This window comes from Paenibacillus sp. FSL k6-2145 (genome assembly GCF_037976585.1).
Lineage (GTDB): Bacteria > Bacillota > Bacilli > Paenibacillales > Paenibacillaceae > Paenibacillus.
This window is the reverse complement of sequence record NZ_CP150267.1, coordinates 3,423,060-3,436,007: the sequence shown is the minus strand read 5'-3', so window position 1 is coordinate 3,436,007 and position 12,948 is coordinate 3,423,060. Positions and strand designations below refer to the sequence as shown.

10 protein-coding genes are annotated in these 12,948 nt (G+C 49.3%); 5 read left to right on the top strand and 5 right to left on the bottom strand.

Features of this window, described 5'->3' with window-relative positions:
- Positions 1-6: 6 nt before the first annotated feature.
- On the bottom strand, positions 7-2,076 hold the full coding sequence (locus NZ043_RS15115) for an ATP-binding protein (protein WP_133386641.1): 2,070 nt from the start codon (positions 2,074-2,076) through the stop codon (positions 7-9).
- A 315-nt stretch (positions 2,077-2,391) separates the two neighbouring features.
- Here NZ043_RS15115 and NZ043_RS15110 point away from each other — a divergent pair, with 315 nt between their 5' ends.
- Entirely contained in the window at positions 2,392-2,682 is a 291-nt protein-coding gene (locus NZ043_RS15110) for a hypothetical protein (protein ID WP_339312512.1), read from the top strand.
- 59 nt (positions 2,683-2,741) lie between these two features.
- Here NZ043_RS15110 and NZ043_RS15105 read toward each other — a convergent pair whose 3' ends face one another.
- On the bottom strand, positions 2,742-4,412 hold the full coding sequence (locus tag NZ043_RS15105) for a PucR family transcriptional regulator ligand-binding domain-containing protein (protein WP_339312510.1): 1,671 nt from the start codon (positions 4,410-4,412) through the stop codon (positions 2,742-2,744).
- A 189-nt stretch (positions 4,413-4,601) separates the two neighbouring features.
- Between NZ043_RS15105 and ald the strand changes: the two genes are divergently transcribed.
- Entirely contained in the window at positions 4,602-5,735 is a 1,134-nt protein-coding gene (gene ald / locus NZ043_RS15100; RefSeq protein WP_339312508.1) for an alanine dehydrogenase, read from the top strand.
- A gap of 167 nt (positions 5,736-5,902) precedes the next feature.
- Here ald and NZ043_RS15095 read toward each other — a convergent pair whose 3' ends face one another.
- Positions 5,903-6,820, bottom strand: coding sequence for a PD-(D/E)XK nuclease family protein (locus tag NZ043_RS15095; protein ID WP_091034120.1), 918 nt, complete (start codon positions 6,818-6,820; stop codon positions 5,903-5,905).
- A 513-nt stretch (positions 6,821-7,333) separates the two neighbouring features.
- Between NZ043_RS15095 and NZ043_RS15090 the strand changes: the two genes are divergently transcribed.
- A complete protein-coding gene (locus NZ043_RS15090) occupies positions 7,334-8,017 on the top strand; it encodes a serine/threonine protein kinase (protein WP_133386638.1) in 684 nt (227 codons plus the stop codon).
- A gap of 264 nt (positions 8,018-8,281) precedes the next feature.
- Here NZ043_RS15090 and NZ043_RS15085 read toward each other — a convergent pair whose 3' ends face one another.
- Positions 8,282-9,178, bottom strand: coding sequence for an AraC family transcriptional regulator (locus NZ043_RS15085; protein ID WP_289391381.1), 897 nt, complete (start codon positions 9,176-9,178; stop codon positions 8,282-8,284).
- Between the two features lie 129 nt (positions 9,179-9,307).
- Here NZ043_RS15085 and NZ043_RS15080 point away from each other — a divergent pair, with 129 nt between their 5' ends.
- On the top strand, positions 9,308-10,195 hold the full coding sequence (locus NZ043_RS15080; protein WP_289391380.1) for a sugar phosphate isomerase/epimerase: 888 nt from the start codon (positions 9,308-9,310) through the stop codon (positions 10,193-10,195).
- A 48-nt stretch (positions 10,196-10,243) separates the two neighbouring features.
- Positions 10,244-11,299 carry a Gfo/Idh/MocA family oxidoreductase gene (locus NZ043_RS15075; protein WP_133386636.1) on the top strand — a complete coding sequence of 352 codons (1,056 nt, stop codon included), beginning with the start codon at positions 10,244-10,246 and terminating at the stop codon, positions 11,297-11,299.
- Between the two features lie 309 nt (positions 11,300-11,608).
- On the opposite strand, the gene NZ043_RS15070 is transcribed toward NZ043_RS15075, so the two are convergent.
- On the bottom strand, positions 11,609-12,928 hold the full coding sequence (locus NZ043_RS15070) for a glycoside hydrolase family 125 protein (protein WP_339312503.1): 1,320 nt from the start codon (positions 12,926-12,928) through the stop codon (positions 11,609-11,611).
- Between the last annotated feature and the right edge of the window lie 20 nt (positions 12,929-12,948).

Below are 12,948 nucleotides of genomic sequence, written 5' to 3'. Positions count from 1 at the left end.
AGAACCCTACAAAATCCGCGCCAAGCGAGTCAGCGCTGTTCTGAGATGGCGATAGAATGTCGCCCGACTCATGGAACACGTCTGGGCTGCGGCAGTTGGATTGCCAGCATGCGTCCAGTAGGCCGCGTATAACAGCATCTGATCCTGTGGAGATAGGCCATGTACTCTGCCTTCCAACAGATCCATGACATACAGCTGTAACTGGATTCCATCCTTTACTCCTCTAACCCTGCCAGCATATTCATGCAATTCTCCCGGGGAACGAAGATCCCCCAACATCTTGCGAACATCCTGTTCAGTCCAGATTACACCATCCACTTCCGTTGTTTCCGGCTGTATACGATCCTCTGTTGGTTCCGGAGCAAGAAGAGACATGACCCACTCTCCGAATTGCCCATTACGCAAATCCAAATCAAGTACGTCCGCCTGGTCCTCAAATCTGTCGCAGACACGAGTGCGGGTTCTTCGCATCCGGAATCCAATACTCTGCAAAAATAGTTTCAGGTGAGGGTTCGTTGCAACGAGCATCGCTCGCGCACCATCACCCAGTAGAGACAGCCGGTCCAGTGCCATGTATCCCACCAGTTCTTCTCGTGTATAACCAGGCACATCATCTCTTGCCGTAGCTAGCAAAGCAAAGTGAGTATCACTCTGATCCGGGTCATTTTCAAGTTCCTGTGGTGTGAAGCATTCATGCATCTCATTTGGAAAATATCTTAGTAACAACTCACTACTCTCCCTATGTACAAGGATGGTAATGAACATGGCAATTGTCTCCCCAAGCTTGTCACGCATTAATACAATTCCTTCGGGATAACGATGTGCCAGTTCATCCAGGAAGGGGCCATAGGATACCGCCTGCCATGGTTCCACGCTGTATTCGCACCATTGCTGTAACAGGCTGTGCAGAACGGGCAGATCCTCGCTTCTCATCGTTTCGAGAGGTGAGAACAAGGAATCACGGGACACATCCGCGTACTTTCGGTATTGAAGCATGGATTCCTGACACAGCAACAGCATCTTCCTAGCGATCTGGCGACGCTCACGCGGCCCCGCCTGTTCATGCAGCGGTTTCAGTAACTTCACGATCTTGATACGCATGGTCTGCAACCGATGAGGCTCACGTTGGCGAAAATCTCGTAGTAGATGTACTCTGGCCATATCATGCAGGGCAAGACCATCCGGGCCGGAACGGATAAACGACATCTGTCTCAGCATGTGGTACTCTTCTTTTGTCACGGTCATATCCAGTACTGATGATAATAATTCCTGATTGGCTGTCTCAAGCAGTGTTAGTACCTCCACCACAGGATGCAGCCGGGGTGTCGTAAGTTCCAATAATAATCGAGCACTGATCATATGTGACAGTTCAGCCCATTCGGACTGCGGAAGATTCCTCCTCTGATCCGCAGCTTCTACAGCAAGGGCCAGCCCCAGCGGATGCCCATCGGTCATTCTCGTAATGGTACCTGCCATCCCCTGATTCAGAAAGCCTGCCACCGTGATGTATTCCGTAATCTCATCAATTGTGAAATGTTGAAGCCGCATCTGTATAAACCTCTGATGTAATCGGGGATGTGTCCGCCAGGTGGACGCCAGCTCCGGGCGTGATGTAAGAATGACAAGTATCCCTCTTAACGGAAGTTTGGATACAAAGACTTCCATGAACCAGCTTTCTAACAGAGCAAGCTCTTCATAATTATCCACTGCCAGAACCAATCTCTTCTCGATTGATGTGTCTCTCAGCAGACTCAATGGTCGCGGGGATCCTTCACTATCCATTGTTTCCAAGCCTAATGTAGAGGACAAATAATCCATAAAAACGGAAGGAGTCGCCCCACATGATCGACCATCCATCCAGATAGCCGTCGCACCTCGATCCCGAGAGACAGATAACATCTCTGAAAGCAAGGAAGATTTACCAATGCCTCCCATGCCCGTAATTGAAAATATGGTTAATGGGGCTTCCGGATGATTGAACCACCGCTCCAGTGTCGTCAGTTCCTTGGTTCGACCAATGAAACGTTTGCCATCCTCAAGATATTTGTCGTATTGAGCCTCACTACTGTTTCCCATATATGTCCTCCGTACTAGATACTGGTACTTTTAATATACTTTTTTTCCTCACAAAATTGAGACTATATTGAGACGCGCAATTGCATGTGAAGTGATAGAATCTTGTTAAAAGCCAATTTATAGGAAATATTCAAAACAGCGGACATGGAAACGTTTAACACGGTATATAGACGCCTCCACGCTTCTTCTCAACGTAATGAATCATTCCGCCGATCAAGCACAGCCAACATGCATATGAGCATTTACTGATCTCGAATTCATGCTTCCCTTTCATACCCTACTACCAGCCCGATATTCCAGGAAAGGCGGATTTGTGTGAGAATAAACCTCGATATCTGTAATCTGAGCGGACAACTTGGAATCAATCCCAAACGACTTAATGAATGGCTGCACCAAAGTAGCATTTCAATGGAGGACAATGAAGCAGAACAGGAAGGACGTCCCGACCGGTCGTCACCCCCGTATCGACTGGCTGCTCCTTCTTCATTATCACTGGCACCTTCCTCCGGTCAAACGAAGCTTTATCGGGGCCGACGCTCCACTTCCACTCTGCAACGCCTGCCTGCTTCATTACGACATACCCGGCGGATTAGTAAAAACTGCTAGACTGTGCTCAAGGTAGTGTAAGATCGATGCACAGTCTGTCTTGCATCCCTTTCACCTCATCAAGAGGATTGCCACTGTCCATTCTCAATCATCGCGTGCGCGAGCAGCGCCATCTCCAGACAGATTCTTCTCCCTTGATCCATGTAACCTGGACCCATCAGTTCTTCCAGCTTCTCCAGTCTGTTGTACAACGTTTGCCGATGAATAAATAACTGGGCGGCCGCATCCCGCTTGGAACCAAAGTTCTGCAGGTAAGCATCTAACGTCTCTACCAATCGCAGGTGATGCGTTTGGTCATGTTCAATCAACATACCCAGGTGATCCTGGACAAAGGGTTGCAGGAAGGATTGGGGTAACGCCTTTAACATTTGATATATACCCATACGTTCGTAAAAGTGAACATGTTCCATCGGATCTACCGATCTCGAAACTTCGATCACCTGATAGGCCTCCTGAAGGCTCTCCGGCAGGCTGGTCAAACGGTTGCGTAACTTGCCAAATCCCACATGAATCATAACCTGTTTCAAGTTACGACTGGCAAACCGTTTCACGTCCTGGGCAATCCCTTCCAGTAATCGCAGCAGTTGATGACGTGCAGCAGCCGTTACCGCTTCCTTCGCACAGCACAGATATACCTGGTTGTTCTTCAGCATAATCAGGCTAGGCAGATTGTTCTTCTTGAGCAGGGAACGCAGCAGGACAAGAACATCCTGATGATTAGCTTCCATTCGCTCCCGGCCTGTACCCTTCAATCGATGCTCAATCTCGATGACACCTCCTGCAAACCAGTACTGTCCCTTTACCAGCAAACGAAGCCCCATTCGGGTCTGAGCCTGTTCCTCCTGATGGATGTTGCCATTCATCAGATCCTGGATCAGTTCATTCTGATTGCGGACCATCTTCTCCTCAAGAAACTGGGAACGAAGCGTGAGCGCTGCCGCCGCCTTCGCCGTATAATCGAGCAACAGCTTGAGGTACTCTACGGGAGCAGACGGATGGACGATCATGCCTACAGCGGAGAATACCTGCCCGAAACAGACGACCGGATGACACAGCAGAGCCTTCTCTTCGTCTATGTGGAACCATAATTCAGTATCTGAATCATTCAAATCCAGATGTTCTACCTCCTGCTCATACCAGGTATAGATGGCCTGTTCCATCTCCGGAACAAGTTCGGGCACAAAACTGCCTGGCTCCATGGACGAAATGTACACCACCGGTTTGGCAGCGTACTCATACAGCAGGTTCAGCACAGCAGACATATCCGTACTCTGTAATGTTCGTTGCTGAAGTTGACGGGAGTATGCTTCCAGACTTTTCAGCAACTGGTGTTGATGATTAATGAGCAGAGAGTGAATATCCTGTGTAATCTCGACAAATCGGACCGGTTGTTCAAATACGATCAGCGGAAACTGGTGTCTGTCCGCCAGTTCAATCAGTTCTTCCGGGATTCCGTATATGCTGGTACCAAACTCCACACATAGCCCCGCTGCCTCACTGCCGATGAGCTGAAGCAGATACTCTTCGCGCCCTTCTTTCGATTGAAGCCATAGTCCAGTGGATAAAATAAGATCATGGGGGCTTACGAATGGAGATACATTTGTAATCTCCAACACATGAACCCAGCCAACCTGACGGTTCACTCCATCCTTCCCTGCCGCTAGTCGTGCTCGGCCAAATACCGGACGTGCAAGGATATCTTTGATCGTAAACACACGGTCATTTCGCAATGGCGATCCCTCTTCGTGTTATTTTTTCTTACATTATAATCCATGGACAAATGTCCTGAACAGTCTTTTTCGACAATATGTTGAGTTCAATTCCTAAAGATTAGACATCAAGTAAGGTGCAAAACGATTATCCAAGTCATAAACTTGTAGTATAAGCTAACAACCAATAAATGGACGAGGTGCATGGTGATGAGAATCGGAATTCCCAAAGAAATCAAGAACAATGAGAATCGTGTAGCAATGACTCCGGCCGGGGCTGCTGATTTCATCAGAGCCGGTCACCAGGTACTGATTGAACAAGGCGCGGGGATCGGCAGTGGATTCACGGATCATGAATATCAAACTGCGGGCGCCGAGATTCGGATTGATGCCAAGTCAGTGTGGGCCGAGGCCGATATGATCATCAAGGTGAAAGAACCGCTTGCCAGTGAATATGGATATTTTCGTCCGGGACTGATTCTGTTCACATACCTGCACCTCGCAGCGGAACCGGAGCTTGCCAAAGCCCTTATTAAAAGTCGGGTAACGGCTATTGCGTATGAGACGTTGGAGGTCAACAGTGCTCTGCCCCTGCTAACCCCTATGAGTGAAGTTGCAGGCCGCATGGCCTCCCAGATCGGAGCACAGTTACTGGAGAAGACCGAAGGTGGCAAGGGCATTCTGTTGTCCGGTGTACCAGGCGTCAGTCGGGGGAAAGTGGTCATTATCGGTGGCGGAACGGTGGGAACAAATGCAGCCAAAATTGCTATTGGTCTTGGCGCCGATGTGACCATCCTTGATCTGAATTTGAATCGTCTGCGCCAGTTGGATGATATCTTTGGCAATCAGATCCACACACTGGTATCCAGCCCGTCCAACATTGCAACAGCTGTTGCGGCGGCAGATCTGTTGATCTGTGCGGTGCTGATTCCGGGCGCCAAGGCGCCAACGCTTGTCAGCGAGCAAGTGGTTAAGACGATGGCACCGGGCTCGGTCATTGTGGATGTGGCGATTGATCAGGGCGGGATCGTTGAGACCATTGATCATATCACAACACACGATGAACCGACCTATGTGAAACATGGCGTCGTCCATTACGCGGTGGCGAACATGCCGGGCGCCGTGCCGCGTACGTCTACGGTGGCGCTGACCAACGCCACCATGCCTTATGCGCTGCAGCTGGCGAACCACGGTGCAGCCGCCGCGATTCGCGGCAGTTCGTCCATTCGCAGCGCGGTTAACGCGCTGAATGGACATATCACGTATGAGGCGGTTGCCCGTGATCTCGGGCATGCCTATGTGCCTGCGGGTCAGGCGCTGGAGAATACCGCCGCTGTCCAGTAATCTGGATATGATCGTTCCACCCGGCGCCTTGTCGCCAGGCCTGTGGAACGCAATAGAAGCGCAAGTCGGGCAGATGATGTTCCCGGCTTGCGCTTCTTGATTTTTTTCACATATAGGATAGCTTGTTGGTTGGTATAAGGCCTTTTGGTTCCTCCGGTTTTGGTGTTTCAGACTGCTCGCTCACTGCACACTTCGCGGAAGTTGCAATCCCGGCAGGACCGGTGCGATGGCATCGCTGTGAAGTAGGTGACGTCCTTGGGACGGTTATAATACTCATCCTCCACACAGGATCGCATCTCCTCAATGTAACGACCCACGTTCTCCTCCACCTTCCGGATATCCTCTTCTGTTGCTGTAAACTCTCGGTGTTTCCCGGTTAACAAGTACTCCACTCGCAGCTCAATCTGCTCCAAAGGAATTCGGTAGTGTTCTCTCACATAGGATGCGTACAGCATTAGCTGATCCGAGAAGTCATCTTCCTTGCCCGTCTTCCAGTCCACAATGACAATGTTGCCGTTACTGCGCCGATACAACAAGTCCATCTTCACATAAACGCGCGTATCGTGCAGCATCATGGTATCCCATTTCTCAATCTCCAGAATGTCCGTACTTGCCCGGGACAAGTCCTCCCACGTAAGCGTCTGGTACAGGTTACCGACACAGGCCGAAGCCCGTTCCTTAATCGTGGCAATCCGGTCATTCAACGTATCATCCCCGTAATAGATCTCGGACAGCATCGTGCGATTCTTGGGGTTAAGTCGCCACTGATCCGCGTCCATTGATTCCACATACGCCTGATTCAGCAGCTTGCGTATCGTCTGTTCCAGAAAGTGTTCACGCGGTTTGTCTTTGCCCTCTTCCCTGCTGCGTACCGCCGACTCACACATCCGATGCGCGAGGTCCCCGAAGACAAGATACAGATTGCTGAGCTGCTTCAGACGGTACAGACGAACCTGCATCTCATCAGCAGAGTCTGCCTTCCAGCCGTTATGGGCACCGTAATAATGATAATAATATTTGCGCAGGCACTCATCGAACATACTCGCCCGCGACTGCGAATAAGACCACTGCGGGTATTGTGCCATAAGTAATCTGCCTTTCTGTATGCCGGATCTGTATGAGATCCCTTAATGCTCACAGTATAAAGCCCGGGCAACCTTGCCGCAAGCGCGCTTCCGTTATTTTCTTCTGACGCAACCGTTTCCGATTCGATCCGTATCGTTTATATAGTAACATCACCAAAAGATGAAATTGCGGAGCAGAACGCTTAATATACTTTATAGAGGGCAGCGAATCCGGGACCTGGATGCTAGTACGGGTCTAGCCCGGGGCCAGTGCGGGCCCGGCGCTAACGAATCTCACACACCTTATCACATGGATCATGAGGTTTTACGGAATCTAACGAACCCCAGACACGCTAATTAGTCTTATTTCGATTGTAGAACGTGTTTATTGCAAGCAAATAAGCCAAAAGCGTGTCTCTGATTCGTTACATTTTCAGATCTGCCGATTTTCGTGAAATAAGACTTACTCCGTTCGTTAGAAAATGATTATATGAAAAAAATTGTACAGGCATATCCTAAAAGGAGGCACCACCCATGAATCGACCGGATTGGTTCCAGGCGGAAGAAGCATTACAACAGATCCAAGTCATCGGAAGCGACCGGAATGAGCTCGTGAACATCATCGGCGATGTAGAAGGATTAAAATGCATTGGCACAGGTACAGACGCGGCTGTATTTACGTATGACGGCTTGCCGCAGTATGCCTTCAAGATGTACTCGGATCATGCCTTGGACAAACTCGAAAATGAAAAGCAGGTGTACGAACAGCTCAAAGGCCTGCCATACTTTCCTACCTATTACGGCAGTGGCCTGAACGTGCTCGTGATCAGTTTTGAACCCGGGGATACCTTGCTGGAATGTTTGGAAAAAGGAATCCCTGTCCCCGAGCAGGTGATGCTCGATGTGGACGCAGCGCGAGAAGCCGTTCGCAGCCGCGGGCTGAACCCTCGCGACATTCATCTAAAAAATGTAATTCTTCAGAACGGACGTGGGAAAGTGATTGACGTATCCGAGTATATTCAGGACGGCAATGACAATCGCTGGGAGCATCTTGTCTGGGCCTATCACAACATCTATCCACGGATCAAAGGAACGCCCATATCTCCACGCATGCTGCAAACGATCAAATGGGGATACAATCAGTTCGATCATGCCAACGTCAAAATGGACGACCTCGCCAAGAAAGCCAATCGTCTGTTCTCCAGATTTATGAAATGAGCACGTTGTACACATAGATAATTATCTTGATATTATTGAATCAAAACCACCCGGATGAACGCCTTGAATTGGCCTTTATCCGGGTTATTCTTTGTATATGTGCCTATGCGCATGATTATTGTTACGGTAATCACTGCTGTGTGTGCTCCACTTCTACTTCTACTTCTACTTCTACTTCTGCTCACAATTTCGACTGCGAGTTACTTAGGGTTACAACCATCTTTATAGACATTTTATTGGAGACTACGGCTAAACTGGTCGCGCTCAACCTTCTTTTCTCCCCCGCCCCTGCGAGGGGGTCATGCCCTTGTACTGTTTGTATAACTTTGTAAAATAGTTGGCGTTGTCGCAGCCGACTCTGGCGGCGATCTCTGTAATGGTCAGACTACTGCCTTGCAGCAGTTGCTCTGCCTCACTCATCCTGCACCCGTTCACGTATTCCACAAAGGTACGTCCGGTCAGCTTTTTGAACATTTTGCAGAAGTGATACGCATTCAATCCCACATGACTTGCCGCTTCCGTAACAGACATCTTACCTGTGGGGTCCGCTTCAATCTGTGCAATCAACTGTTTGAAACGTTCGCGGTTTGGAAAATACGATCCGACCGTTTTATCCGGTAGCTGCTGCGGCATAAAGGTACGCGCAAGCAGGGTGAACAAGGCATGCAGCTTGGATTTCACCACGAGCTGATAAGCCGGGGGCTGTAACGCCATTTCCTCTACGGCTTCATTCAGCAAAGAATAATAGCCTACGCAGGCTGTGTTTTCCTCTGCCGGTTTGACCGGAAATCTCACTCTTCCTTCCAAATACGGCGCGACATATTGCTCATGCACAGGATCATGAGTGAAATCATGGAACAGTGCACGGTTCACTACAACGGAATCATAATGCACATCCCCCTCATCCAGAGCATATCCAACATGCAATGTGCCTCCCGGAATGATAATGACCTCACCTGCTCGAACCACATAAGGTTTGCTATCAATATGAAAAAGCGCACTTCCCTTGCGCATGATAATCAGTTCGAAATGTTCATGCCAATGCAAATACAGAATGCATTCTTCAGCTTTCATATCTGAACACCGATTTTGGAACAGCTGAAATGGATGTGATTTATGGTCAATTCGGGTATTTTCGTGAAGCGCTTTCAGATCCAGCACGACTTCTTCCCCCTCTTCACAAGATCCGACTAATATTACACAAGATTGTGTAGAGCCATCCCATTAATGCACGGCTATAATGAGTGTGTCACGAAGTACTATAAGCCAATATTGGAGTGAATTACAACCATGAATAAATCATTACGCATCGGTACCCTTGTAGGCGGGCAGGACGCCGTCCGCGTTATCCCGCAGATCATGCAACATGGCTTTGAATCATTTAACCTGACCTTCTGGCAAACAACTGGTGATCTGGACCTGGCAGAGACAGCCAAACGTGTCCGTGAAATCGTGGACGAACAAGGTATTGTCATCTCCGCGGTGAGTGTATTTGGTAACCCGCTCACAGGAGCCGGAGACAACGCCGATACATTGGCAAGTTGGGAGCGAGTGATCGATAATGCACAGCTCTTCGGTGCAGATATCGTCTCCGGGTTCACTGGAAGATTGACCGATCAACCCATTAACGAGTCCATCCCCCGGTTCAAGGAAGTATTTGGTGAACTGGCACGCCGGGCAGCAGACCGGGGTGTACGCATTGCTTTTGAAAACTGTGATATGGGTGGCACCTGGCAGACAGGCGACTGGAACATTGCCCATAACCCGACGGCCTGGGAGATGATGTTTGATGCTGTTCCAGATGAAAATGTCGGGCTGGAGTGGGAGCCTTGCCATCAAATGTCCAGCCTGATCGATCCTATTCCACAGCTACGCAAATGGGCTCATAAAGTCTTCCACGTACATGGCAAAGATGCCACGATTGCCTGGGATATTGTCAAGGAATACGGCGTACACGGTCCACGGGAATTTGTCTGGCACCGCACACCCGGCTTCGGGGATAACAACTGGGCAGACATTATCACCATTCTGCGTCAGAACGGTTATCAGGGCACGATTGATATTGAAGGCTGGCATGATCCCGTCTACAAAGACGAACTCGAAATGACCGGACAGGTGCATGCATTGCGATATTTGAAACAATGCCGCGGCGGCGATTTTGTGCCTAATCCGGTATAGGAAACCATGCGAGCTGTATAACACAATCCATACGAAGGAGATGAGAACATGACTCATCCTTATCGGGTAATTATCGCTGGCTGCGGTGCTATGGCAAACACGTGGGCGGACTATGCCTTGCAAAGGCCGGATACAGAAATCGTCGGACTGGTCGATCTGTATGAACAGACAGCCATTACTTTTGCTACAAGACATGGCCTCACCTGCCCTACGTTCACCGATATCCGTGAAGGCATTCAAGCGACTGGCGCGAATATCGTATTCGATGTCACGATTCCGGCGAGTCATTACGGCATTGCCATGACAGCCTTGAAGGAAGGATGTCATGTATTTGGCGAGAAACCACTAGCAGAGTCCTTCTCCGAATGCACAGACATTGTGCAAACCGCTCGCAGCACAGGACACATTCAAGCCGTCATGCAAAATCGCCGGTTCGATCCGCGTATCCGCGCCTACCAGCACCTCATTTCCGGCGGGGCTATAGGGCAGGTAGGTTACGCAGGAGCCGACTTCTTCCTCGGGCCACACTTCGGCGGATTCCGGGATATGATGGATAGTCCGCTGCTGCTCGATATGGCGATACATACGTTTGATCAGGCACGGTATATTCTCGGAGCCAACCCGGTATCGGTGTACTGCCATGAGTTCAATCCTCCAGGTTCCTGGTATCAGGGCAATGCGATGGCGTTATGTATATTTGAGATGTCTGACGGGTCCGTATTCAACTATCGCGGATCCTGGTGCGCAGAAGGTGTACCCACATCATGGGAAGCAAGCTGGCGCGTAATCGGTGAAAAAGGAACCGCCATCTGGGATGGTCATGATGACATCTATGCTGAAGTAGTTGCTGCGCAAAGCCTGGATGCTGACGGCAAACCATCCTTTTTCCAGCCAAGTGAGCGGATTGAAGCGGAACTGCCTGTCATGGACAAAACAGGTCATCACGGCTGTCTCGAAGACATGTTCGCTGCACTGGAATCCGGACGATTACCTGAGACCGATTGCAGCGATAACCAGTTCAGCATGGCCATGGTCCTCGCTTCCCTGGAAAGCGCCCGCACAGGCCAGAAAGTGTTCATCGCTGACCTGCTGAAAAACACATAGCGAAGCGCCTGTGTTTTTCAACTAAACAAAGCCCAAACTGCTGAACTTTGCAGTTTGGGCTTTGTTGTTTTTTTACCTACTCTCCTATTCTAAAAATGATATCGTTCAAAAACAGTCGTGCTCGATAGTAAAAGTAGTGCAGGGAACGAAATCGATTCTGAAGAAGCAAAGCGTTCGCCTTTATCACCGGATTTCGACTTTACAAAAGGCGATCAAGAAATCCGGGGATAACAGCGATCAAAAGAACGATTCGTAACCGGAACGGCCACTTTGCAGGCATTGAGCAATTATTTTTTTGAACTACGTCACTTATAGAATTCCTTTTTTCATTGCCTTATACACCAGTTGCGAGAACAGGCTGTTGGACCAGGCGAACCATGGTCTGGTGAACGTGTTGGGATCATCGGCGTGGAAGCCTTCATGCATATATCCGGTACCCGCATCCGTACTTTCCAGCAATGCAATCATCGCCAGTATTTCCTCGTCATTGTCTGCGGTTAAGCCCTGCATGGATAACGCCATGTGCCAGATGTATCCCGGAGGGGTGTGGGGGCTACCTATTCCTTTGGCTACCTTCCCTTCATAATAGAATGGATTTTCCTTACTCAAAATGAATCGCCGTGTGTTCTGATACACCTTGTCTTCAATCGAAGCATACTCCATATACGGAATGGACATCAGTCCAGGCGTGCCCGCATCATCAATCAGACAAAAGTTACCGTAACCGTCCGTCTCATAGGCATAAATCTGTCCATACTCTGGATGACGATAAGTACCGTACAGGGAGATACCGTGTCGTATTTCTTCTTCCAAACGAGCCATCCGGCTTACCAGTTGTTCATCCCTGAACACCCACTTCGCGATCTCCCCCATCTGACGCAAGGTTACCGCAGCGAACATGTTCGCCGGAATATTATAATGAAAATCACAGGCATCATCACTCGGACGAAATCCGGACCAGATCATCCCCGTGTAATTTACGGGCATACCCAATCCTTCATTACGCAGCGTATCATGGGCTGGACAATTTCGACGCATGAACCGGTAAGGTGATTGCTCTGTGTGATGCTGTTCTGTCTCCCATAGTTGTACGATATTCTCCATCACTTTCTTGAAGCGCTCATCGAATATATCCGTAAGTTCCGTCTCCCGCCAATATGTATAAGCCAGCTTCATGGAGAAACAAAGGGAATCCAGCTCAAACTTCCGTTCCCATACCCAAGGTGACATCTCCGTCTCATCATTAGCATCCCAATGCCATCCATTCGCCGTTTCATTGAATGCATTGGCATAGATATCCTTATCAGCGTAGAACGTATGACGTTTGATCAGGCCTCCAATGATACGCTGCAACTTCTCATCATTCTTCGCAAGTGGAACATAGTGCATGACCTGCTCTACGGAATCCCTTAACCACATGGCGGGAATATCCCCTGTAATTACAAAGGTTGTTCCATCATCGAGCAGCTTTGTAGTCGTTTCCAGCGTATTGGGAAAACAATTGCGAAATTGAGCCAGCAACCTCGGTCGATGTTGCAAACGCTCGTCCGCCTCAGTCAGAATATCCTGCACAGCTTGCGGTAATTCCAGATGCGGCATAGGGATTTTCGGTAATCTGAACTGTTCCATGGATGTTGTCTCCTTTGAAT